The 22580-nt window shown below is 70.7% G+C and carries 22 protein-coding genes; 10 read left to right on the forward strand and 12 right to left on the reverse strand.

The window, feature by feature from the left end; genetic code table 11:
• Positions 1-91: 91 nt before the first annotated feature.
• The 3 genes from JOE38_RS03695 to JOE38_RS03705 are packed head-to-tail and all read left to right on the forward strand — an operon-like array spanning position 92 to position 1643.
• A complete protein-coding gene (locus tag JOE38_RS03695; protein WP_204574914.1) occupies positions 92-547 on the forward strand; it encodes a DUF3099 domain-containing protein in 456 nt (151 codons plus the stop codon).
• A complete protein-coding gene (locus tag JOE38_RS03700) occupies positions 544-801 on the forward strand; it encodes a hypothetical protein (RefSeq protein WP_086522221.1) in 258 nt (85 codons plus the stop codon). Before JOE38_RS03695 ends, JOE38_RS03700 begins: the two co-directional genes overlap by 4 nt.
• The gene (locus tag JOE38_RS03705) at positions 798-1643 is read left to right on the forward strand and encodes an SURF1 family cytochrome oxidase biogenesis protein (RefSeq protein ID WP_204574915.1); all 846 of its coding nucleotides are present in this window, start codon (positions 798-800) and stop codon (positions 1641-1643) included. Before JOE38_RS03700 ends, JOE38_RS03705 begins: the two co-directional genes overlap by 4 nt.
• Before the next feature lie 6 nt (positions 1644-1649).
• Here the strand turns inward: JOE38_RS03705 and JOE38_RS03710 are convergent, their stop codons facing one another.
• The 6 genes from JOE38_RS03710 to sufB form a co-directional block, all read right to left on the reverse strand.
• Positions 1650-3248 (reverse strand): ABC-F family ATP-binding cassette domain-containing protein, encoded by a 1599-nt coding sequence (locus JOE38_RS03710; protein ID WP_204574916.1) that lies wholly within the window; start codon positions 3246-3248, stop codon positions 1650-1652.
• 223 nt (positions 3249-3471) lie between these two features.
• Positions 3472-3807 carry a metal-sulfur cluster assembly factor gene (locus JOE38_RS03715; protein WP_012299299.1) on the reverse strand — a complete coding sequence of 112 codons (336 nt, stop codon included), beginning with the start codon at positions 3805-3807 and terminating at the stop codon, positions 3472-3474.
• On the reverse strand, positions 3804-4574 hold the full coding sequence (gene sufC, locus JOE38_RS03720; protein ID WP_015490399.1) for a Fe-S cluster assembly ATPase SufC: 771 nt from the start codon (positions 4572-4574) through the stop codon (positions 3804-3806). Before sufC ends, JOE38_RS03715 begins: the two co-directional genes overlap by 4 nt.
• Before the next feature lie 13 nt (positions 4575-4587).
• Positions 4588-4908, reverse strand: a complete 321-nt coding sequence (locus tag JOE38_RS03725; RefSeq protein ID WP_204574917.1) for a non-heme iron oxygenase ferredoxin subunit — start codon at positions 4906-4908, stop codon at positions 4588-4590.
• The gene (gene sufD / locus JOE38_RS03730; RefSeq protein ID WP_204574918.1) at positions 4905-6116 is read right to left on the reverse strand and encodes a Fe-S cluster assembly protein SufD; all 1212 of its coding nucleotides are present in this window, start codon (positions 6114-6116) and stop codon (positions 4905-4907) included. Before sufD ends, JOE38_RS03725 begins: the two co-directional genes overlap by 4 nt.
• Positions 6117-7535: a Fe-S cluster assembly protein SufB gene (gene sufB / locus JOE38_RS03735; protein WP_043669553.1), complete on the reverse strand. Its 1419-nt coding sequence runs from the start codon at positions 7533-7535 to the stop codon at positions 6117-6119. It abuts the gene before it with no gap.
• A 266-nt stretch (positions 7536-7801) separates the two neighbouring features.
• Here sufB and JOE38_RS03740 point away from each other — a divergent pair, with 266 nt between their 5' ends.
• Positions 7802-8812, forward strand: coding sequence for a COX15/CtaA family protein (locus JOE38_RS03740; RefSeq protein WP_204574919.1), 1011 nt, complete (start codon positions 7802-7804; stop codon positions 8810-8812).
• Positions 8813-9081: 269 nt separating this feature from the next.
• On the opposite strand, the gene JOE38_RS03745 is transcribed toward JOE38_RS03740, so the two are convergent.
• The gene (locus JOE38_RS03745; protein WP_012038421.1) at positions 9082-10002 is read right to left on the reverse strand and encodes a heme o synthase; all 921 of its coding nucleotides are present in this window, start codon (positions 10000-10002) and stop codon (positions 9082-9084) included.
• A 173-nt stretch (positions 10003-10175) separates the two neighbouring features.
• On the opposite strand from JOE38_RS03745, the gene tkt reads away from it, so the two are divergent.
• From tkt to pgl, 6 genes are all read left to right on the forward strand, one after another.
• Positions 10176-12266, forward strand: a complete 2091-nt coding sequence (gene tkt, locus JOE38_RS03750) for a transketolase (RefSeq protein ID WP_204574920.1) — start codon at positions 10176-10178, stop codon at positions 12264-12266.
• 150 nt (positions 12267-12416) lie between these two features.
• Complete coding sequence (gene tal / locus JOE38_RS03755) at positions 12417-13532, forward strand: transaldolase (RefSeq protein ID WP_204574921.1); 1116 nt, start codon at positions 12417-12419, stop codon at positions 13530-13532.
• Positions 13529-15124: a glucose-6-phosphate isomerase gene (locus JOE38_RS03760; protein ID WP_204574922.1), complete on the forward strand. Its 1596-nt coding sequence runs from the start codon at positions 13529-13531 to the stop codon at positions 15122-15124. The genes tal and JOE38_RS03760 overlap by 4 nt, the downstream gene beginning before the upstream one ends.
• A 38-nt stretch (positions 15125-15162) precedes the next feature.
• The gene (gene zwf, locus JOE38_RS03765) at positions 15163-16704 is read left to right on the forward strand and encodes a glucose-6-phosphate dehydrogenase (RefSeq protein ID WP_204574923.1); all 1542 of its coding nucleotides are present in this window, start codon (positions 15163-15165) and stop codon (positions 16702-16704) included.
• The gene (locus tag JOE38_RS03770) at positions 16701-17699 is read left to right on the forward strand and encodes a glucose-6-phosphate dehydrogenase assembly protein OpcA (RefSeq protein ID WP_043586688.1); all 999 of its coding nucleotides are present in this window, start codon (positions 16701-16703) and stop codon (positions 17697-17699) included. Before zwf ends, JOE38_RS03770 begins: the two co-directional genes overlap by 4 nt.
• Positions 17696-18466 carry a 6-phosphogluconolactonase gene (pgl, locus tag JOE38_RS03775; protein WP_204574924.1) on the forward strand — a complete coding sequence of 257 codons (771 nt, stop codon included), beginning with the start codon at positions 17696-17698 and terminating at the stop codon, positions 18464-18466. The genes JOE38_RS03770 and pgl overlap by 4 nt, the downstream gene beginning before the upstream one ends.
• A gap of 193 nt (positions 18467-18659) precedes the next feature.
• On the opposite strand, the gene JOE38_RS03780 is transcribed toward pgl, so the two are convergent.
• From JOE38_RS03780 to gap, 5 genes are all read right to left on the reverse strand, one after another.
• Complete coding sequence (locus tag JOE38_RS03780; protein WP_012038428.1) at positions 18660-19028, reverse strand: RNA polymerase-binding protein RbpA; 369 nt, start codon at positions 19026-19028, stop codon at positions 18660-18662.
• A gap of 11 nt (positions 19029-19039) precedes the next feature.
• Positions 19040-19291: a preprotein translocase subunit SecG gene (gene secG, locus JOE38_RS03785; protein WP_012038429.1), complete on the reverse strand. Its 252-nt coding sequence runs from the start codon at positions 19289-19291 to the stop codon at positions 19040-19042.
• A 141-nt stretch (positions 19292-19432) separates the two neighbouring features.
• Positions 19433-20236 (reverse strand): triose-phosphate isomerase, encoded by an 804-nt coding sequence (tpiA, locus tag JOE38_RS03790; protein WP_204574925.1) that lies wholly within the window; start codon positions 20234-20236, stop codon positions 19433-19435.
• Positions 20227-21441, reverse strand: a complete 1215-nt coding sequence (locus JOE38_RS03795; RefSeq protein ID WP_204574926.1) for a phosphoglycerate kinase — start codon at positions 21439-21441, stop codon at positions 20227-20229. Before JOE38_RS03795 ends, tpiA begins: the two co-directional genes overlap by 10 nt.
• Positions 21442-21447: 6 nt before the next feature.
• On the reverse strand, positions 21448-22455 hold the full coding sequence (gap, locus tag JOE38_RS03800; protein WP_204574927.1) for a type I glyceraldehyde-3-phosphate dehydrogenase: 1008 nt from the start codon (positions 22453-22455) through the stop codon (positions 21448-21450).
• Positions 22456-22580: the final 125 nt, after the last annotated feature.

Consider the following 22580-nt stretch of genomic DNA (forward strand, 5'->3'; position numbering starts at 1 on the left):
GCTTGCGGACGCGGACGAGCCTATCGGTGGCCGGGCGTACCCTGGTCTCGATGGGGAGCGCGTCGCTCCCTGCGAAGGACGCCATCCACGCATGCCAGCTCCGCAGCAGTCGGTCACCAGCCTCCCCCGGTCCCCGCAGGAGGACCGCCATGCCCGCATGGTGAAGTACACCATCGCGATGAGCATCCGCATGGTCTGCATCCTGTCCTGCCTCTTCCTCCAGGGCTGGTGGCTGGCCGTCGCCGCCATCGGCGCCATCGTGCTCCCGTACTTCGCGGTCATCCTCGCGAACGTCGGAGGCAACCAGGGCACCGCGGTCGAGCGGCCTGGCGGCGTGGTCGTCGTGTCCGCCCGCCACTCCGGCTTCCCGCCGCCCGCCGAGCCCTACGTGCCGTCGGAGCCGTTCCGCGCGTCCGAGGCCTTCACCATGCCCGAGCCGTTCACGACCTACGAGACCGGGCGCGCGCCCGAGCCGGACCGCGCATCCGACGCCCGTCCGACGAGCGCAGGCGGACCGACCGCGCCCGACACCCCGACCGACGCGTGAGCGGGCTCGCCTCCTGGGGCCTGGGATCCGCCGGCCCGTCCGCCGACGTGGTCGAGTGCTCGCGCGCCGGCTGCCGCGCCGACGCAGCCTGGCGCGTCGAGTGGCGGAACCCGCGCATCCACACGCCCGATCGGGTCAAGACCTGGACCGCGTGCGACGAGCACGTCGGCTTCCTGCGCGACTTCCTCGCCGGGCGCGACTTCCCCGTGCGCGTCGCCGCGATCGACGCCCCTGTCGCGGGGGCGATCGCGTGAGCCGCTGGCGCTTCGTCCTCAACCGCAGGTGGGCCGGCTACCTCGCGGTCGCCGTGGTCTTCGCCATCGCGTGCGTCCTCCTCAGCCACTGGCAGTTCGCGCGCCGCGACGAGGCCCTCGCGGAGATCGCCAAGGTCGAGGACAACTGGGACCGCACGCCGCAGCCCGTCGACCAGGTGCTCGCCGACACGTCGGCGTACGTCGACACGCAGAAGTGGACCCCGGTCACGATGACGGGCACCTACCTGGTGGACGAGCAGCTGCTCGCGCGCAACCGTCCGTTCAACGGCCAGCCCGGCTTCGAGGTCCTCACGCCCCTCCGCCTCGACGACGGCCGCGTCTTCGTCGTCGACCGCGGCTGGGTGCCCATCGGCAACTCGCAGGACTCCCCCGACTCCGTCCCCGCGCCACCCGCGGGCGAGGTCACGGTGACGGCGCGCCTCAAGGCGGGTGAGCCGGAGCTGCCGGGTCGCTCGGCGCCCGCGGGGCAGATCGCGACCGTCAACCTGCCCGACATCGCCGGACGCGTCGGGTCGCCCACGTTCACGGGCGCGTACGGGCTGCTGATCTCCGAGGATCCCGCCCCCGCCGACGCCGCCCCCTTCGCGACGCCGCGTCCCGAGGAGGACGAAGGCCCGCACCTCTCCTACGCGTTCCAGTGGCTGGTGTTCGCCATCATCGCGTTCGTCGGCCTCGGGGTCGCGATCCGCAACGAGTACCGCATCATCAACGCCGACGATCCCGACGAGCAGGACCGCGAGCGAGCCCGGCAGGCCAAGCGCGCCCGGAAGCAGCCCTCGGACGCGGACGTCGAGGACCGGATCCTCGACGACGCCCGCTGAGACCGGTCAGGCCAGCTCGATGAGGTCCATGTAGTCGGGGCTCCAGTGGTCCTCGGTGCCCTCCGGCATGATGAGGACGCGCTCCGGGTTCAGCGCCTCGACCGCTCCCGAGTCGTGGCTGACCAGCACCACGGCGCCCGAGTAGGTGTTGAGCGCGCCGAGGATCTCCTCGCGGCTCGCGGGGTCGAGGTTGTTGGTGGGCTCGTCGAGCAGCAGCACGTTGGCGCCGGACACCACGATCATCGCCAGCGCCAGACGCGTCTTCTCGCCGCCGGACAGGACACCGGCGGGCTTCGCCGAGTCGTCGCCCGTGAACAGGAACGAGCCGAGGACGCGACGTGCCTCCATCTCGGAGATGTCGGGCGAGGAGGACACCATGTTCTCCAGCACGCTGCGCTTGACGTCGATGGTCTCGTGCTCCTGCGCGTAGTAGCCGATGCGCAGGCCGTGGCCGGGTTCGAGGCGCCCGGTGTCGGGCTCGTCGACACCGGCGAGGATCCGCAGAAGCGTCGTCTTGCCCGCGCCGTTAAGGCCGAGGATGACGACCTTGCTGCCGCGGTCGATCGCGAGGTCGACGGCCGTGAAGATCTCGAGCGAGCCGTAGTTCTTGCTGAGGTCGCTCGCCATGAGCGGCGTGCGGCCGCAGGCGACGGGCTCGGGGAAGCGCAGCTTGGCGACGCGGTCGACGGCGCGCACCTCCTCGAGGCCGGACAGCATCTTCTCCGCGCGCCGCACCATCTGGTGGGCGGCGGCGGCCTTCGAGGCCTTGGCGCCGAACTTCGCGGCCTGCAGCTGAAGGACGCCCGCCTTCTTCTCGACGTTGGCGCGCTCCTTCTTGCGGCGCTCCTCGTCGGCGGCGCGCTGGCGCTGGTAGTGCTTCCATCCCATGTTGTAGATGTCGATGACCATGCGGTTCGCGTCGAGGTAGAAGACCCGATTCACCGTGTCGCCGACGAGCTCCACGTCGTGGCTGATCACGATGAGGCCGCCCTGGTACCCCTTGAGGAACTCGCGGAGCCAGGTGACGGAGTCCGCGTCGAGGTGGTTGGTGGGCTCGTCGAGGAGCATCGTGTCGGCGCCGGAGAACAGGATGCGCGCGAGCTCGATGCGGCGGCGCTGGCCGCCGGAGAGGGTGCTGAGCGGCTGGTCGAGGATGCGATCGGGCAGGCTGAGGTTGCTCGCGATGGACGCGGCCTCTGCTTCGGCCGCGTACCCGCCGAGCGCGACGAAGCGCTCCTCGAGCCGGCCGTAGTCCTTCATCGCCTTGGCGGAGACCTTGTCGTCGGTGGACGCCATGTCGAGCATCGCGCGCTGCATGTCGAGCGACAGCGTGCCGAGGCCGCGGGCGTCGAGGATGCGCGTGCGGGCCAGGTCCTCCGGGTTGCCGGAGCGCGGGTCCTGCGGCAGGTAGCCGATCTCGCCGGAGCGGTCGATGCGGCCGCCGGTGGGCTGGCCCTCCCCCGCGAGGATCTTGGTGAGCGTCGTCTTGCCGGCGCCGTTGCGGCCGACGAGGCCGATCTTGTCCCCCGGGCTCACCCGGAACGAGACGTCCTCCATGAGGACGCGGGCGCCGACGCGCAGCTCCAGGTCGTGTACAGCGAGCACGGTGAGGGGTCCTTCTGTTGAGCGGATGTCCCACGGTCCGTGGGAGGGGGGGCGACCCGCAGCAGAGGGGGTCGAGCCCGGTCGGTCGAGGGCGTCCATCGGACCCGACCGGTCCAGTGTACGAGACGCAGGGTGCCGCCGCCCTCCGCAGGGCGGGCGGGCGACGCGACGACGGCCCCACCCGGGAGCGGGTGGGGCCGTCGAGGACGAGCGGGGGCGAGGATCACATGGAGAAGCCGAGCGCCCGCATCATGTCGCGGCCGTCGTCGGTGATCCGGTCGGGACCCCACGGCGGCATCCACACCCAGTTGATGCGGAACGCGGCCACGACGCCGTCGAGCGCCTCCGCGGTCTGCTCCTCGAGCACGTCCGTGAGCGGGCAGCCCGCCGACGTCAGCGTCATGTGGATGATGAGCGCGTCGTTCTCGTCGTCCCACGCGAGGTCGTAGATGAGTCCGAGGTCGACCACGTTGATCCCGAGCTCGGGATCCATGACGTCCTTGAGCGCCTCCTCGACCTCGTCGAACTTCTGCGGGGTCAGCGTGCTCTGCGTGCTCACGCGTCCACCGTGGTCGAGGGGGTGAGGAAGCGGTCGTAGCCCTCCTCCTCGAGGCGGTCGGCCAGCTCGCGGCCGCCCTGCTCGGCGACCCGGCCCGCGACGAAGACGTGCACGAAGTCGGGCTGGATGTAGCGCAGGATGCGCGTGTAGTGCGTGATGAGTAGGAGCCCGAGGCCCGTGTTCGCCTTCGCGCGGTTGACGCCCTCGGAGACGATCTTGAGCGCGTCGACGTCGAGGCCGGAGTCGGTCTCGTCGAGCACGGCGAACTTGGGCTTCAGCAGCTCGAGCTGCAGCACCTCGTTGCGCTTCTTCTCGCCGCCGGAGAAGCCCTCGTTGACGTTGCGCTCGGCGAACGCCGGGTCCATCTTGAGCGCCGCCATGGACGTGCGGACGTCCTTGATCCAGCCGCGGATGGCCGGGGCCTCGCCGTCGATCGCGGTCTTCGCGGTGCGGAGGAAGTTGGTGGTGGTGACGCCGGGGATCTCGACCGGGTACTGCATGGCGAGGAACAGACCCGCGCGGGCGCGCTCGTCCACCGTCATGTCGAGGACCTCGACGCCGTCGAGCGTGATGGAGCCGGAGTCGACGTGGTACTTGGGGTGACCCGAGATCGTGTACGCCAGCGTGGACTTGCCGGAGCCGTTCGGGCCCATGATCGCGTGGATCTCGCCCTCGTTGATCGTGAGGTCGACGCCCTTGAGGATCTGCTTGCGACCCTGCTCGGTGTCGACGCTGACGTGCAGGTCGGTGATGGTGAGAGTTGACATGCGTGCGGTTCCTCTAGCTCTTCGGGGTGGTGTCGATGTGGATGTCGCCGTCCACGATGGACACGGGGTAGACGGGGACGGGCTCGTACGCCGGCAGCGTGCGCGGCTTGCCCGTCTCGAGGGAGAACTTCGACCCGTGGGCCCAGCACTCCAGGGTGTCGCCCTCGACGAAGCCCTCGGCGAGCGAGATGTCGCCGTGCGTGCAGGTGTCGCCGATGGCGTGCACGGTGCCGGAGGAGTCCTTCACGAGCGCGATGGCGAGGCCCTCGATCTCGACGCGGAGGGCCTCGTTCTCGCCGAGCTCGTCGACGGCGCAGATGCGGACGGCGGTCATCGGGCGACCGCCTCGGTCGTAGTGGTGGACAGCTCGGCCTCGATGGCGGCCTGCAGCCGCTCCTCGAGGTCGGGGACGCCGATCTGCTGCACGATCTCGCTGAGGAAGCCACGGACGACGAGGCGGCGCGCCTCCTCCTCCGTAATCCCGCGGGCCTGCAGGTAGAACAGCTGCTCGTCGTCGAAGCGGCCCGTGGCGCTCGCGTGACCGGCGCCGGCGATGTCGCCGGTCTCGATCTCGAGGTTCGGGACCGAGTCGGCGCGCGTGCCGTCCGTGAGGACCAGGTTGCGGTTCTGCTCGTAGCTGTCGGTTCCCGGCGCGGAGCGGCGGATGAGGACGTCGCCGATCCACACGGTGCGCGCGCCCTTCCCCTGCAGCGCGCCCTTGTAGGTGACGCGGCTGCGGGTGTTGGGGGCGTCGTGGTCGACGTACACCTGCTGCTCGAGGTGCTGGCCCGCGTCGGCGAAGTACACGCCGAGCAGCTCGCCGTCGGCGCCCTCGTTCGAGAGGTGGGCCGAGGGGTTGACCCGGACGATGGATCCGCCGAGCGTCACCACCACGTGCTTGAGCTTGGCGTCGCGGCCGACGACGGCCTGGTGCGCCGCGAGGTGGCGCGCCTCGTCGTCCCACTGCTGCACGGTGACGACGGTGAGCTCGGCCTGGTCGCCGACGAGGATCTCGACGTTCTCGACGAGGGACGCCGATCCGGCGTTGTCGAGGATGACGACGCCGCGGCTGAACGGCGCCGCCGTGATGACGGTGTGCGCGGCGCGCGGCGTCGAGCCGAGCTCGGAGCGGCCGACCGTGACGGTGACGCGCTCCTCCCCCGTGACCTCGATGGCGAGCGCCTCGCCGAAGGACGACCAGGCGTTGGCCTGGGCGCGGTCCTCGGGGGCACCCGCGGTGCCGATGCGCGCGTCGTCCCGGGGGATCCAGGAGACGGACGTGCCGGCGGCGTCGGAGGCGGTGACCGGGTACCGCGAGCCGTCGAGCTCACCCGAGATGAGGTCGTCGAGCCGGCGGACGGGCGTCAGCTTCCAGACGGCCTCGCGGCCGGTCACGGCCTCGAACGCCGCGACGTCCGTGGACGTGAAGCGCTCGGAGCGGGTCTGGATGGGGACGGTCGCCCACCCTCCGTCGGTGTGCGCCCGGTTGCCGTGCTGGTCGGCGGGGACGGGGGCTTCTGTGGTGGCGAGTGGGGTCGTCATCTAGCCGACGGATCCTTCCATGCCCATCTCGATGAGCTTGTTGAGTTCGAGCGCGTACTCCATGGGCAGCTCTCGGGCGATGGGCTCGATGAAGCCGCGGACGATCATGGCCATGGCCTCGTCCTCGGGCATGCCCCGGCTCATCAGGTAGAACAGCTGCTCCTCGCTGACGCGCGAGACCGTGGCCTCGTGGCCGAGCTGGACGTCGTCCACGCGGATGTCGATCGCGGGGTACGTGTCGGAGCGGGAGATGGTGTCGACCAGCAGGGCGTCGCAGCGGACCGTGTTGGCGGAGTGGTGCGCCGCCGCGTCCACGCGGATCTCGCCGCGGTAGCCGGCCCGGCCGCCGCCGCGCGCGATGGACTTGGAGACGATCGACGACTGCGTGTACGGCGCCATGTGCACCATCTTCGCGCCGGCGTCCTGGTGCTGGCCGGGGCCCGCGAAGGCGACCGAGAGGGTCTCGCCCTTGGCGCGCTCGCCCATGAGGTAGATGGAGGGGTACTTCATCGTGACCTTGGAGCCGATGTTGCCGTCGATCCACTCCATGGTCGCGCCCTCGGCCGCCGTCGCGCGCTTGGTGACGAGGTTGTAGACGTTGTTCGACCAGTTCTGGATGGTCGTGTAGCGGACGCGGGCGTCCTTCTTCACGATGATCTCGACGACCGCGGAGTGCAGCGAGTCGGACTTGTAGATGGGGGCGGTGCAGCCCTCGATGTAGTGGACGTAGCTGCCCTCGTCCGCGATGATCAGCGTCCGCTCGAACTGGCCCATGTTCTCGGTGTTGATGCGGAAGTACGCCTGCAGCGGGATCTCGACGTGGACGCCCTTGGGCACGTACACGAACGAGCCGCCCGACCAGACGGCGGTGTTCAGCGCCGCGAACTTGTTGTCGCCCGCGGGGATGACGGTGCCGAAGTACTCCTTGAACAGATCGGGGTGCTCGCGCAGCGCCGTGTCGGTGTCCATGAAGATGACGCCCTGGTCCTCGAGCTCCTTCTGGATGGAGTGGAAGACGACCTCGGACTCGTACTGCGCCGCGACGCCGGAGACGAGGCGCTGGCGCTCGGCCTCGGGGATGCCGAGCCGCTCGTACGTGTTCTTGATGTCGTCGGGCAGGTCCTCCCACGTCTGGGCCTGCTTCTCCGTGGAGCGCACGAAGTACTTGATGTTGTCGAAGTCGATGCCGGAGAGGTCGGCGCCCCACGTCGGCATGGGCTTCTTGCCGAAGAGCTCGTAGCCCTTCATGCGGTTGGCGAGCATCCACTCGGGCTCGTCCTTGCGCCGCGAGATGTCCGCGACGACCTGGGGGGAGATGCCGCGCTTGGCCGAGGCGCCGGCGACGTCCGAGTCGGACCAGCCGAACTCGTACTGCCCCAGGCTCTCGAGCTCGGGTCGGTCGATGAGCACATCTGACATGGCTACCTGCTTTCCTGACGATCTGGGCGTATCAGCGCCGTATCGGCATTCACCCCCCGCACGGCGACGCCGCTTCGGTGACGAGAGGAAGACTGTGGGTGTCCGGGATGCGGCGGCTTCACGCCCCGCGCCCCTCTTAGGATGAACAGGAACGCGGGTGGACTTGTTCCCGCCGTCCTCGCTGACGTGCCGGATGCTGCAAGACCCGACGTGTTCCATGAACCACCCGATTCTACGGGCAATCCAGCGGGCGCGGAAGGCAGGCAGTGACTCACGGCACCGATGCGGGGCAGTCTCCCAGTGGGAGCGTGCTAGGTCAGACCCTCATGGTCACGAGGCGGCTGCGGGAGCGGCTGCCGGACGGGATCACGCGCACGACGCGGTTCCTCGTGTGGACCACGCTCGTCGTGCAGACGCTCGTCGTCGGGACGGGCGGGCTCGTCCGGCTCACGGGCTCCGGCCTCGGCTGCCCCACCTGGCCGCGGTGCACCGCCGACTCCTTCGTGTCGACGCCGGAGATGGGCGTGCACGGGATCATCGAGTTCGGCAACCGCCTGCTCACCTTCGTCCTGGTGATCGTCGCCATCGCCACGTTCCTGGTCGTGCTCCGGCTCCGGAACCGCGGACGCGGGCTCTTCTCGATCGCGCTCGCCATCGGCCTGGGCATCCCCGCGCAGGGCGTCATCGGCGGGATCACGGTGCTGACGGGGCTGAACCCCTACATCGTGGGCCTGCACTTCGTCGTGTCCGTCGTGCTCGTCGTGCTGTCGACCGTGCTCGTGTGGCGCACGTACCACCCGCTCGACGAGGCCGAGCGCTCGGTCCCGTCCTCGTTCGTGATCCTCGCGCGCATCACCGCCGTCGTCGTGGGCGTCACGATCCTCGTCGGCATCGTCGTCACCGGATCCGGTCCCCACGCGGGCGACCAGGGCGCGGCGCGCAACGGGCTCGACCCGGAGCTGCTGCAGCACGTGCACAGCTGGCCGGCCTACACGACCTTCGGCCTCACGATCGCCCTCGTGGTCATCGCGACCCGCAACCGATGGACCGCCGTGTCGCGCTGGACCCGGGTGCTGCTGGCCGTCGAGCTCGTGCAGATCGCCGTGGGCCTCATCCAGGCGCGGACGGGCCTCCCCGAGTTCCTCGTGGGGCTGCACATGGTCCTGGCGTGCCTGCTCGCGTCGGCCATGACGGCGACGCTCCTGAGCACCACGCGACGCGCGGACACCCTGCGGCTCACCCCCGCGGAGGTGCGGCGCTCCGCGCACGTGGGCTGACCGCCCGCCCAATCCCGCCGACGCCCGCCCGAGTCCCGCTCGCGGCGGGCGTCTTCGCGTGCGGCAGCCGGTCCGAGGCGAGGCGCCGTCGCCCGTCGAGGGCACGCCCGGAGGAGAGCCGGACGCGGCACGCGCTCGGCACGGCAGGCGGCAGGTGCGTCGGACGCCGCGCCGCGAGCCCCGTGACCGGGCACGCACCAGGCGGCCGCGGCACCGGCTGCGGCGCCGGGGTCAGCCGACGTGCGACCCCCGCGTCGGGACCGCAGGGATCAGAAGGGCAGCAGCGGGTCGATGCCGACCGCGAGGAACAGCAGCGAGAGGTACGAGATGGACGCGTGGAACACGCGCATCGGCTTGATCGGCTCGTGGCGCACCGCGAGGTCGTACAGGCGGTGCGTCTCGTAGACGAACCAGCCGCCGCCCGCGAGAGCTGCCAGCGTGTAGACGAGCCCCATGCCCGCGACCGGGATCAGCAGGAGCGAGCAGGCGAGCGTGGCCCACGCGTACAGGATGGTCTGCAGGCCGACGGCCGCACGTCCGCGCACGACGGCGAGCATGGGCACGTTGACCGAGGCGTAGTCGTCCCGGTACTTCATGGACAGCGGCCAGTAGTGCGGTGGCGTCCAGAGGAACACGATCATGAAGAGGATCACGGGCGCCCACGAGATGTCACCCGTGACGGCGGCCCAGCCGATCAGGACCGGCATGCAGCCGGCAGCTCCGCCCCAGACGATGTTCTGCGGCGTGCGGCGCTTCAGCCACAGCGTGTAGACGAAGACGTAGAAGAGGATGGCGGCCAGCGAGAGCGCCGCGGCCAGCCAGTTGGAGATGACGCCGAGCCAGACGATGCTGGCCACGCCGATGATCCAGGCGAAGACGAGGGCCTCGCGGTCCGTCAGCTCCCCCGTCACCAGGGGACGGCGCTGCGTGCGCTTCATGACGCGGTCGATGTCGCGGTCGATGTAGCAGTTGAATGCGTTGGCGCTGCCCGCGCTGAGCGTGCCGCCGACGAGGACGCCGAGGATCAGCCAGGGGTTCGGCCACCCGCCCTGGGCGAGGATCATGACGGGCGCGGTGGTCACGAGCAGGAGCTCGATCACACGCGGCTTCGTCAGTGCGACGTACGCCTTGGTCTTCCTCGCCACGCCGATCGTCTCCCGATCGACCCGACTCTGCACCGCAACGTTCATCGCACCTCTAACTCGCCGGACATTCCCTCCCCATGGTAGGCCACGGCCCCTGCGAGCCGAGCCGCGGGCGCCCGTCGCGACGGGCTCGGAACACCTGGGGCCAGGTGGGTGTTCCCTATACTGATAGGCGGTCCGGCTGGGCCTCCCCCCATCTTCAGAAGGGCTAGAACCAAGTGGCAGCATTGCAATGGGACCCCATCGACAGCAAGGCGGTCGACACCGCACGTATCCTCGCCGCGGACGCGGTGGAGAAGGTCGGAAACGGTCACCCCGGCACCGCCATGAGCCTGGCCCCGGCGGCCTACCTCCTGTTCCAGAAGGTCATGCGCCGCGACCCGTCCGACAGCACCTGGATCGGTCGCGACCGGTTCATCCTCTCGGTGGGCCACAGCTCGCTCACGCAGTACACGCAGTTCTTCCTCGGCGGCTACGGCCTCGAGATCGAGGACCTCCAGGCCCTCCGCACGTGGGACTCCAAGACCCCGGGTCACCCGGAGTACGGACACACCGACGGCGTCGAGATCACCACCGGCCCCCTCGGCCAGGGCCTCGCCTCCTCCGTGGGCTTCGCCTACGCCGCCCGCTACGAGCGCGGTCTCTTCGACCCCGAGACCCCCGCGGGCGAGAGCCCGTTCGACCACTTCGTGTACGTGATCGCCGGCGACGGCGACATGCAGGAGGGCATCACCTCCGAGGCCTCCTCCCTCGCGGGGCACCAGGAGCTCGGCAACCTCATCGCGATCTACGACAGCAACCAGATCTCCATCGAGGACGACACCGACATCGCGTTCACCGAGGACGTGGCCGCGCGCTACGAGGCCTACGGCTGGCACGTGCAGCACGTCGACTGGAAGAAGACGGGCGAGTACGTCGAGGACGTGCAGGAGCTGTTCGACGCCGTCGAGGCCGCCAAGGCCGAGACGCGGAAGCCCTCGCTGATCATCCTCAAGACGATCATCGGCTGGCCCTCCCCCAAGAAGCAGAACTCGGGCAAGATCCACGGCTCCGCCCTCGGCGCCGAGGAGCTGGCGGCCGTCAAGCAGATCGTCGGCTTCGACCCCGAGAAGAGCTTCGAGGTGCCGGACGGCGTCCTCGAGCACACCCGCCAGGCCGTCGAGCGCGGCCAGCAGCAGCACCGCGAGTGGGACGAGAAGCTCGCCGCGTGGGCCGAGGCGAACCCCGAGCGCAAGACGCTGCTCGACCGCGTCCTCGCCGGCGACGCCCCCGAGGGCCTCGACGAGGCGCTCCCCGTGTTCCCCGCGGGCAAGGACGTCTCGACGCGCGCCGCCTCCGGCAAGGTCATCAACGCCATCGCCGAGGTCATGCCCGAGCTGTGGGGCGGCTCCGCCGACCTCGCCGAGTCGAACAACACGACCATCGAGTCGGCGCCGTCCTTCGTGCCCGCCGAGCGCTCCACCGACATGTGGAAGGGCGACCCCTACGGCCGCGTCCTCCACTTCGGCATCCGCGAGCACGCGATGGGCGCGATCCTCAACGGCATCGTCCTGCACGGCAACACGCGCCCCTTCGGTGGCACGTTCCTCATCTTCAGCGACTACATGCGCCCGGCGGTCCGTCTCGCCGCGCTCATGAAGGCGCCGTCGATCTTCGTCTGGACGCACGACTCCGTCGCCCTCGGCGGCGACGGTCCCACGCACCAGCCGGTGGAGCAGCTCGCCAGCCTCCGCGCCATCCCGGGCCTCGACGTCATCCGCCCCGCGGACGCCAACGAGACCGCGCAGGCGTGGAAGACGATCCTCACGCGTCGCATGGGCCCCGCGGGCCTCGCGCTCTCGCGCCAGAACCTCCCGGTCCTGGAGCGCGGCGCGGGCGACGCCACGGCCACCGAGTTCGCCTCGGCCACCGGCGTGGCCAAGGGCGCGTACATCCTGGCCGACACCGAGGGCACGCCCGACGTGATCCTCATCGCCACGGGCTCCGAGGTCCAGTTCGCCGTGGAGGCCCGCGAGGCCCTCGCCGCGGACGGCGTCCAGGCCCGTGTCGTCAGCGCCCCGAGCCTCGAGTGGTTCGAGGAGCAGGATGCCGAGTACAAGGAGCACGTGCTCCCCGCGGCGGTCGCCGCGCGCGTCTCCGTCGAGGCGGGCATCTCGCTCTCCTGGAAGCAGTACGTCGGGCACCACGGCCGCAGCATCTCGATCGAGCACTTCGGCGCCAGCGCCGAGTACGAGGTCCTGTACCGCGAGTTCGGCATCACCACGGAGGCCGTCGTGAAGGCGGCCAAGGAGTCCATCGCCTCCCTCTAGAAGCTGACGAGGAGCGGGGCGGCCGAGCTGCTCCGCTCCCCGCCGGCCGCCCCGATCGACCCGCCCATCGGCGCGTCGACCGGGTACCCGGGAGGGGCGCACGCGTGCGCCCCTCCCCCCGAACCTCACAACCAGCGAGAAGAAGGCAACATGACCGACACCACTTCCCCCACCGCGCAGCTCTCCGCCGCGGGCGTCAGCATCTGGCTCGACGACCTGTCGCGCGAGCGCATCGATGCCAAGGGCATCGAGAAGGTGATCGCCGAGCGCGACGTCGTCGGCATCACGACGAACCCCACCATCTTCGCGTCGGCCCTCGCCAAGGGCGAGGCGTACGACGCACAGGTCCGCGAGCTCGCGGCCGACGGCGCCGACGTCGACCGCGCGGTCTTCGAGATCACCACCCGCGACGTCGGCGAGGCCGCGCGCATCTTCCGCCCGGTCTACGACCGCACCGCCGGCTTCGACGGCCGCGTCTCCATCGAGGTCTCCCCCGACTTCGCCAACGACACGCAGGCGACCATCGACGAGGCCCACAAGCTGTGGGACAAGATCGCCGAGCCCAACGTCATGATCAAGATCCCCGCGACCCGCGAGGGCCTCGAGGCCATCACCGAGGTCATCGGCGCCGGCATCAGCGTCAACGTCACGCTCATCTTCAGCCTCGAGCGCTACCGCGAGGTCATCAACGCGTACCTCACCGGCCTCGAGAAGGCCAAGGCGGCGGGCATCGACCTGTCGACCATCCACTCGGTCGCCTCCTTCTTCGTGTCGCGCGTCGACACCGAGATCGACAAGCGCCTCGACGCGCTCGGCACCGACGAGGCCACCGCGCTCAAGAGCAAGGCCGGCGTCGCCAACGCGCAGCTCGCCTACCAGGCGTTCGAGCAGTCCTTCGCGTCCGAGCGCGCCCAGGGCCTCCTCGGCGCCGGCGCCAACAAGCAGCGCCCCCTCTGGGCGTCCACGGGCGTCAAGAGCCCCGACCTGCCCGACACGCTCTACGTGACGCAGCTCGTCGCGGCGGACGTCGTCAACACCATGCCGGAGAAGACGCTCGACGCGACATTCGACCACGGCGTGATCGAGGGCGACACCATCACGGGCTCCTACGACGCCGCGAACGACGTCCTCAACCGGGTCGACGCGCTCGGCATCTCCTACAAGGAGGTCACCGAGCTCCTCGAGAAGGAGGGCGTCGAGAAGTTCAAGGTGTCGTGGAGCGAGCTCATCGAGACCGTCACGACCGCCCTGGACGGCGCCAAGTGAGCGTGCGCATCGCGCTGAGCGGCGCGGCGGCCACGGCCGTCGAGAACCACGTCCCCGCCCTCGTCGAGGCGCACGTCGCCTCCGGCATCACCGGTCTCGACGGCACGCTGTGGGGTCCCGACGCCGAGTCCGAGGCCACCAAGCGCCTCGGCTGGACGCAGGCGGTCTCCGTCTCGCGCCCCCTCGTCGCCGAGATCACCGCGCTCCGGGAGGAGCTCCGCGGCCAGGGCGTCGAACACATCGTCCTCGGCGGCATGGGCGGATCCTCGCTCGCGCCCGAGGTCATCACCCGCACCGCGGGCGTCGAGCTCACGGTCCTCGACTCGACCGACCCGGGCCAGGTGCTCGCCGCGCTCGGCGACCGCCTCACCACCACCGCGGTGGTCATCTCCTCGAAGTCCGGCTCCACGCTCGAGACGGACAGCCAGAAGCGCGTCTACGAGAAGTCGTTCCGCGCGGCGGGCATCGACCCGACCACCCGGATCGTCATCGTGACCGACCCGGGCTCCCCGCTCGACGAGTCGGCGCGCGCCGACGGGTACCGCGTGTTCAACGCGGACCCCGACGTCGGCGGCCGCTACAGCGCGCTGACCGCCTTCGGCCTCGTGCCGTCCGGACTGGCCGGTGCCGACATCGGCGGCCTGCTCGACGAGGCGGAGGCGGCGTCCGCGCAGCTCGCCGTCGACGACGTGTCGAACCCGGGCCTCGTGCTCGGCGCCGCGATCGCCGGCACCTCGCCGCTCAAGGACAAGCTCGGCATCGTCTCCGACGGCACGCACATCGTGGGCTTCGGCGACTGGGTCGAGCAGCTCATCGCGGAGTCCACCGGCAAGCTCGGCACGGGCCTCCTGCCCGTCGTGCTGCCGACCGACGCCCCCGAGCTGGGCCTCGGCCTCGCCGACCTGCAGATCGCGCGGCTCGTCGCCGACGCCGACGCGCACGACGCGGCCGACGGCGAGATCGTCATCAGCGGCACGCTCGGCGCGCAGATCCTCACGTGGGAGTACGCCGTCGCCGTCGCGGGCCGCCTGCTCGAGATCAACCCCTTCGACCAGCCCGACGTGGAGGCCGCCAAGGTCGCCGCGCGCGGACTGCTGGACGACCGTCCCGCGCCCGAGGCCCCCGTCGTCACGACGGACGGCATCGAGGTGCGCGGCACGAGCGAGGTCACCGCGGGCGCGTCCGACGTCGCGTCGGCGATCGACGCCCTGCTCGCCCAGGTCGGCCCCACGGGCTACGTCGCCGTCCAGGCCTTCGTCGACCGCCTCGCGCTCCCCGAGCTCGAGCGCCTCCGCGACGCCGTCGCCCGCAAGGTCGGCCGTCCGGTCACCTTCGGCTGGGGCCCCCGCTTCCTCCACTCCACGGGGCAGTTCCACAAGGGCGGCACTCCCGTCGGCGTGTTCCTGCAGATCACCGCGGACGCGGCCGAGGATCTCGAGATCCCCGACCGCCCCTTCACCTTCGGGCAGCTCATCCAGGCGCAGGCCGCCGGCGACGCCACCGTGCTCGCCGAGCACGGTCGTCCCGTCCTGCGACTGAACCTGACCGACCCCACCACGGACGCCCGGGCCCTGCTCTCGACGCTCGAATGACCGCATCGCCGGATCCGTCCGGCAGATCGAGGAGTTACATGTCGCCGGTGGATATCACCCCGGAATTCAATCCACTGCGGATCCCGTCAGACCGACGGCTGAACCGCATCGCGGGGCCCAGCAGCCTCATCATCTTCGGCGTGACGGGTGACCTGTCGCGCAAGAAGCTGATGCCGGCCGTCTACGACCTCGCCAACCGGGGGCTCCTGCCCCCCGGCTTCGCGCTCATCGGCTTCGCCCGGAGGGACTGGGAGGACCAGGACTTCGAGCAGGTCGTGTACGAGGCCGTCAAGCAGTACTCGCGCACCAAGTTCGACGAGGACGTCTGGCGCCAGCTGGCGCAGGGCATCCGCTTCGTGCAGGGCACCTTCGACGACGACGAGGCGTTCCAGACGCTGAAGGACATCACCGAGGAGCTCGACCGCGAGCGGGGCACGATGGGGAACCACGCGTTCTACCTGTCGATCCCGCCGAAGTCCTTCCCGCTGGTCACCGAGCAGCTCCGCCGCTCGGGCCTCGCGGACCAGAAGGAGGGGCACTGGCGCCGGGTCGTCATCGAGAAGCCCTTCGGGAGCGACCTCAAGACGGCACGCGAGCTGAACGCGGTCGTCGAGTCCGTCTTCCCGCCGGACTCGGTGTTCCGCATCGACCACTACCTGGGCAAGGAGACGGTCCAGAACATCCTGGCGCTGCGCTTCGCGAACCAGCTCTACGAGCCCCTGTGGAACGCCAACTACGTGGACCACGTGCAGATCACCATGGCCGAGGACATCGGCGTGGGCGGCCGTGCCGGTTACTACGACGGCATCGGCGCGGCCCGCGACGTGATCCAGAACCACCTCCTGCAGCTCCTCGCCCTCACGGCCATGGAGGAGCCCGTCGCGTTCGACGCGTCGAGCCTCCGGGACGAGAAGGAGAAGGTGCTGTCCGCGGTGCGCCTGCCGAAGGACCTCTCCACCGCCACGGCCCGCGGGCAGTACGCCGGCGGGTGGCAGGGCGGCGAGGAGGTCGTGGGCTTCCTCGACGAGGACGGCATGAACCCCGAGTCCCTGACCGAGACCTACGCGGCCATGCGGCTCGACATCAACACGCGCCGCTGGTCCGGCGTGCCGTTCTACCTGCGCGCGGGCAAGCGCCTCGGCCGCCGCGTGACGGAGATCGCGGTCGTGTTCAAGCGCGCCCCGCAGAACCTGTTCGCGGAGGACCAGACGTCGGCCCTCGGGCAGAACGCGCTCGTCATCCGGGTGCAGCCCGACGAGGGCGTCACCATCCGCTTCGGCTCCAAGGTGCCCGGCGCGGGGATGCAGGTGCGCGACGTCACCATGGACTTCGGCTACGGCCACGCCTTCACCGAGGCGAGCCCGGAGGCGTACGAGCGGCTCATCCTCGATGTGCTGCTCGGCGACCCGCCGCTCTTCCCCCGCCACCAGGAGGTCGAGCTGAGCTGGAAGATCCTGGACCCCATCGAAGAATTCTGGCGCACGCAGGGCCAGCCCGAGCAGTACCGTCCGGGCACCTGGGGGCCGGCCTCGGCCGACGAGCTCCTCGCCCGCGACGGACGGACCTGGAGGCGGCCATGAGAGTCGATCTGCCGAACACCACCACCGCCAAGATCTCGAAGGCGCTCGTCAAGATCCGCGAGGAGGGCGGCGCGGTCGCCCTCGGCCGCGTCCTGACGCTCGTGATCTCCACCTCGCTCGGCAGCGAGGAGGAGGCCATCGAGGCGGCGAACGACGCCTCGCGCGAGCACCCCATGCGCGTCATCGTGATCTCCACCGAGCGCGGTGCCGCCGCGGAGACGACGACGGAGAAGGCGCGCGTCGACGCCGAGATCCGCGTGGGCGGCGACGCCGGCGCGAGCGAGGTCGTCGTGCTGCGCGTCTACGGCGCGGCTGCCGAGGACGAGGAGAGCCTGGTCACGGGCCTCCTCCTCCCCGACGCGCCCGTCGTGGCCTGGTGGCCGCACGATGCTCCCGCGGTCGTCAGCCAGTCGCCGCTCGGCCGCATCGCGCAGCGCCGCATCACGGACTCGTCCACGAGCAGCAACCCGCGCCTGGCCCTGCAGCACCTGGCGGCGACGTACGCCCCCGGCGACACGGACTTCGCCTGGACGCGCCTCACGCTCTGGCGCGCGCTGCTCGCCGCGGTGCTCGACCAGCCGCCGTACGAGCCCGTCACGCAGGTGGAGGTGTCCGGCGCCGCCGACTCCCCCTCCACCGTGCTGCTCGCCGCGTGGCTCGGGCTGCAGCTGCAGGTGCCCGTGCTCCACGAGGTCACCACGCGCGCCACCGGCTCGAGCGGGATCCACGGCGTGCGGCTCCACCGCGCGTCGGGCGTCATCGACCTCGACCGGCCGATCGCCAACGTAGCGACGCTCAAGCAGCCGAACCAGCCGACGCACGACGTGAGCCTCCCCCGGCGCAGCCTCCGCGACTGCCTGGCCGAGGAGCTGCGGCGCCTCGACCCGGACGCCCTCTACGGGGACGTGATCCGTCACGGCCTCGAGCGCTCGAACGCCGGCCACGGGTACATCCCCGCGTCCACCACCGCACGGAAGGACTCGGGAGACCGATGACGAACGACCGCAGGGTGCTCGTGCACCCCGACAAGAAGGCCATGACCGGCTCCGTCGCCGCGCGCTTCCTCACGAAGCTCGTCGACATCCTGGATGAGGAGGAGACCGCGAACGTCGTCCTCACCGGGGGGACGGTCGGCCCGAGCATCCTCGCGGCCGTCAACGAGTCCGCGGCGCGCGACAGCGTCGACTGGACGCGCGTGCACTTCTGGTTCGGCGACGAGCGGTGGCTGCCCCACGGCGACCCCGAGCGCAACGACACCACGGTGCGCGCGGCCCTGCTCGATCACATCGAGCTGCCCGCGGAGAACGTCCACGCGATGGGCGCGAGCGACGCCGGCCTCAGCCTCGACGAGGCCGTGGCCGCGTACACGGCGGAGCTCGCCGCGCACGCCAACGGCGACACCGCGCTCCCCCGGTTCGACATCACGTTCCTCGGCGTCGGCCCGGACGGGCACGTGGCATCGCTCTTCCCCGACAGCGACGGCATCCGCACCATGGACGCCGCCGTGATCCCCGTGCGCAACTCGCCGAAGCCGCCGGCCGAGCGCATCTCGCTCACGCTGCCTGTGCTGAACTCGTCGCTGCGCATCTGGATGGTGCTCGCGGGCCCCGACAAGGCGTTCGCGCTGGGCCTGGCGCTCGCGGGCGCCGACCGGACCGAGGTGCCCGTCGCGGGCATCAAGGGCCGCAAGCGCACGGTGTTCTTCATCGACCGCGAGGCCGCCGCCGACGTCCCGGAGAACCTCCGGTTGTCGTCGTACTGACGCGGGAGCCGGAGCGGTCCGGCGCTCGACACGAAGGGCGGGTCCTCCGGGACCCGCCCTTCGTCGTCCCCGCGGGGACGCGCCACGGTAGGAGGCGTGCCGCCGGGGGTGGTGGAACCGACCGGGCCTCCCGGAGACGCAGAACGCCCCCGTCCTCAGGACGGGGGCGTTCGACGTTCGGATGCGGTCAGTGCTACTTGGTGGCCTTGACCGTGCCGCGGCGGGCGCGGAGCTGCTCGAGCGCCTCCTCGAGGAGCTGGCTCGCCTCCTCCTCGCTGCGACGCTCCTTCACGTACGCGAGGTGCGTCTTGTACGGCTCGAGCTTCGCGACCGACGGCGGGTTCGCCTTGTCGCGCCCGGCCGGAAGACCCGACTGAGGCGAGTCGATGGTGACGGGGATCTCCTCCTCCGGCAGGTTCGCCGCGAAGTGGCGGACGGTCTCGTTGCCGAGGGCGTCCCAGTACGAGATCGAGATGCGCTCCGCGTGGAAGCCGCGGTCCTGCTCGCCCATGGGGCCCGCGCCGACGCGCGAACCGCGGATGGCGCTTCCTCCTGATGCCATGTGGCTGCTCCCTACAATCCGGTGTCGAACTTGGTGATGAGCCCCAGGACCACGATGCACGTGACCCAGACGAGGCCGAGGATGACGGTGATGCGGTTCAGGTTCCGCTCGGCCACGCCCGAGGAGCCGAGGCTCGACGTGGTGCCGCCCCCGAACATGTCGGACAGACCGCCGCCCCGCCCCTTGTGCAGGAGGATGAGCATGGTCAGCAGGAGGCTGGTGATTCCCAGAACCACCTGCAGGACTACCTGGAGGATTTCCACGTGCGGCCTTTCGGGTGCGGTGCTGTGGCCGAGACCGACCGGTGAACGGCCGATGGGCCGTTGTCGATTATAGCGGGCGGCTGAGCATGACGAGCCGCCCGCGCCCGGATGGACGCGAGCGGCTCGAGGAGGCGTCGCAGATCAGACGCCGACGTGCGAGCGGAACCGGGCGATCGCGGAGAACTCCTGCACGTCGAGGCTGGCGCCGCCGACGAGGGCTCCGTCGACGTCCGGCTCGCGGAGGAAACCCGCGATGTTGCCGGACTTGACCGAGCCGCCGTAGAGGATGCGCGTGGCCTTCGCCGCCTCGTCGCCCAGGAGCTCGGCGACGACGGCCCGCAGCGGTGCCGCGACCTGCTGGGCCTGCTCCGGCGTCGCGGCCTGGCCGGACCCGATGGCCCAGACGGGCTCGTAGGCGACGACCACGTCGGCGCCCTTCGGCAGGCCCTGCAGCGCGACGCGCAGCTGGGCCACGGGGACGGCGCTGGCGCCGTGCTCCTCGAGGTCGGCCGCGGTCTCGCCCACGCAGATCACCGGCACGATTCCGTGCTTCACGGCGGCAGCGGACTTGGCAGCCACCTGCTCATCGGTCTCGCCGTGCAGCGTGCGCCGCTCGGAGTGGCCCACGATGACGTAGCGGCAGGCGAGCTGAGAGAGGAACGCCGCGGAGATCTCCCCCGTGTACGCGCCGGACTCGTGCTCGGACAGGTCCTGCGCGCCGTAGGCCAGCTCGAGCTTGTCGGCCGAGACGAGCGTCTGCACGCTGCGGATGTCGGTGGCCGGCGGGAAGACCGCGACCTCCGCATCCGCGTAGTCGTGCTTGGCGTCCTTGAGGCTCCATGCGAGCTTCTGGACGAACGCGATGGCCTGGAGGTGGTCCAGGTTCATCTTCCAGTTGCCCGCGATGAGGGGCGTGCGCCCCTGCGGGCGATCGATCACTGCCATCCGAGGACCTCCAGTCCCGGCAGGCGCTTCCCCTCGAGGAACTCGAGGCTCGCGCCGCCTCCGGTCGAGATGTGACCGAAGCGGTCATCATCGAATCCGAGCGCGCGGACGGCCGCGGCGCTGTCGCCGCCGCCGACCACGGAGAGCCCCTCCACGCGCGTGAGCGCGTCGGCGACCGTCCTCGTGCCCGCCGCGAACGGCTCCAGCTCGAAGACGCCCATGGGCCCGTTCCAGAACACCGTGGTCGATCCGCGGATGATCGTCGCGAACGCGTCGGCGGTCTCGGGGCCGATGTCGAGCCCGAGCCCCTTCGCGCCCGCGGGCGTCGACTCGATGGCGTCGGCGCGCGTGACCTCGTGGGCGGCGTCGGCGGAGAACCCGTCGGCGACGACCACGTCGGTCGGGAGCACGATCTTCACGCCGCGCTCCTCGGCCTCGGCCAGGTAGCCCTTGACGGTCTCGACCTGGTCCTCCTCGAGGAGGCTAGCGCCGACCTCGTGGCCCTGGGCCTTGAGGAACGTGAAGAGCATGCCGCCGCCGATGAGCAGCGAGTCCACGCGCGGCAGCAGGTGGCCGATCACGCCGAGCTTGTCGGACACCTTGGATCCGCCGAGGACGACCGTGTAGGGACGCTCCGGGTTCTCCGTCAGGCGGTCGAGGACCTCGAGCTCGCTCGCGATGAGCGAGCCGGCGGCGCTGGGCAGCGCCGATGCCAGCTCGAACACGCTCGCCTGCTTGCGGTGGACGACGCCGAAGCCGTCGGACACGAACGCGTCCCCGAGCGTGGCGAGCGACTCCGCGAAGCCGCGCCGCACGGCCTCGTCCTTGCTGGTCTCCTCCGCGTGGAAGCGGAGGTTCTCGAGCACGACGACGTCGCCGTCGCCGAGGGCCTCGACGGCCGCCCGCGCGGAGTCGCCCACGGTGTCGCTCGCGAAGGCCACGTCGGCGCCGAGCAGCTCGCCGAGGCGCGCCGCGACGGGACGCAGGCTGTACTTCTCATCCGGCGTGCCGTCGGGGCGGCCGAGGTGCGAGATCACGACGACGCGCGCGCCGGCCTCGCGGAGACCCGAGAGGGTCCCCAGCGAGGCGCGGATGCGCCCGTCGTCGCCGATCACGCCGTCCTTCAGGGGGACGTTGAGGTCGCAGCGCACGATGACGCGGCGACCCCGGAGATCCCCGAGGGAGTCGATGGTGCGGAGAGCCACGGCCGGCTACAGGCGGTCGGCGACGTACTCGGTGAGGTCGACGAGGCGGTTGGAGTAGCCCCACTCGTTGTCGTACCACGACGCGACCTTGACCTGGTTGCCGATGACCTTGGTGAGGCCGGCGTCGAAGATCGAGGAGTGCGGGTCGTTGACGATGTCGCTCGAGACGATGGGGTCCTCGGTGTACTTGAGGATGCCCTTGAGGGGGCCCTCGGCAGCGGCCTTGTAGGCCGCGTTGACCTGCTCGACCGTGACGTTGGCCGAGGTCTCGATGGTGAGGTCGGTGATCGAGCCGGTGGGCACGGGCACGCGGAGGGCGTAGCCGTCGAGCTTGCCGACGAGCTCGGGGATCACGAGGCCGAGCGCCTTCGCGGCACCCGTCGACGTGGGGATGATGTTGACGGCGGCGGCGCGGGCGCGGCGCAGGTCGCTGTGCGGGCCGTCCTGCAGGTTCTGGTCGGCCGTGTAGGCGTGGACCGTCGTCATGAGGCCGCGCTCGATGCCGAACTCGTCGAGGAAGACCTTGGCGAGGGGCGCGAGGCAGTTCGTGGTGCAGGACGCGTTGGAGATGACGTCGTGCGTGGCGGGGTCGTAGGTGCCCTCGTTGACGCCGAGGACCAGGGTCGCGACGTTGTCACCCGTGGCGGGCGCGGAGACGAGGACCTTCTTGGCGCCGGCGGTGATGTGCTTGCGCGCGTCCTCCGCCTTCGTGAAGCGGCCGGTGGACTCGATGACGATGTCGACGCCCAGCTCGCCCCAGGGGAGGTTCGCGGGGTCGCGCTCCTCGAGGACGCGGATGGCCTTGCCGTTCACGATGATGTTGTCGCCGTCGAGCTCGACGGTGGCATCGAGGCGGCCCGTGATGGAGTCGTACTTGAGCAGGTGCGCGAGCGCCTTGTTGTCGGTGAGGTCGTTCACCGCGACGATCTCGATGTCGCTGCCCTTGGCGAGCGCGGCGCGGAAGTAGTTGCGGCCGATGCGGCCGAAGCCGTTGATGCCGATCTTGACGGTCACGTGTTCTCCTGATGTTCTTCGCGCGCTGAGGCGGCGTGGGTGATGGAGGGGGTCGAGCGGGCGGGAGTCCCGACGTGCGTGATCCGCGGACGGCCCGGGTCTCCCGGCGGGCCGCCCGCGGATGC

Origin of the sequence: Clavibacter michiganensis (assembly GCF_016907085.1) — a bacterium.
Lineage (GTDB): Bacteria > Actinomycetota > Actinomycetes > Actinomycetales > Microbacteriaceae > Clavibacter > Clavibacter michiganensis_O.

Coding starts and splice junctions, on each gene's coding strand:
- JOE38_RS03695 (WP_204574914.1), top strand. CDS start 92: ATGCCAGCTCCGCAGCAGTCGGTCACCAGCCTCCCCCGGTCCCCGCAG.
- sufC (WP_015490399.1), bottom strand. CDS start 4,574: ATGTCAACTCTCACCATCACCGACCTGCACGTCAGCGTCGACACCGAG.
- JOE38_RS03725 (WP_204574917.1), bottom strand. CDS start 4,908: ATGACCGCCGTCCGCATCTGCGCCGTCGACGAGCTCGGCGAGAACGAG.
- sufD (WP_204574918.1), bottom strand. CDS start 6,116: ATGACGACCCCACTCGCCACCACAGAAGCCCCCGTCCCCGCCGACCAG.
- sufB (WP_043669553.1), bottom strand. CDS start 7,535: ATGTCAGATGTGCTCATCGACCGACCCGAGCTCGAGAGCCTGGGGCAG.
- JOE38_RS03745 (WP_012038421.1), bottom strand. CDS start 10,002: ATGAACGTTGCGGTGCAGAGTCGGGTCGATCGGGAGACGATCGGCGTG.
- tal (WP_204574921.1), top strand. CDS start 12,417: ATGACCGACACCACTTCCCCCACCGCGCAGCTCTCCGCCGCGGGCGTC.
- zwf (WP_204574923.1), top strand. CDS start 15,163: ATGTCGCCGGTGGATATCACCCCGGAATTCAATCCACTGCGGATCCCG.
- JOE38_RS03770 (WP_043586688.1), top strand. CDS start 16,701: ATGAGAGTCGATCTGCCGAACACCACCACCGCCAAGATCTCGAAGGCG.
- pgl (WP_204574924.1), top strand. CDS start 17,696: ATGACGAACGACCGCAGGGTGCTCGTGCACCCCGACAAGAAGGCCATG.
- JOE38_RS03780 (WP_012038428.1), bottom strand. CDS start 19,028: ATGGCATCAGGAGGAAGCGCCATCCGCGGTTCGCGCGTCGGCGCGGGC.
- tpiA (WP_204574925.1), bottom strand. CDS start 20,236: ATGGCAGTGATCGATCGCCCGCAGGGGCGCACGCCCCTCATCGCGGGC.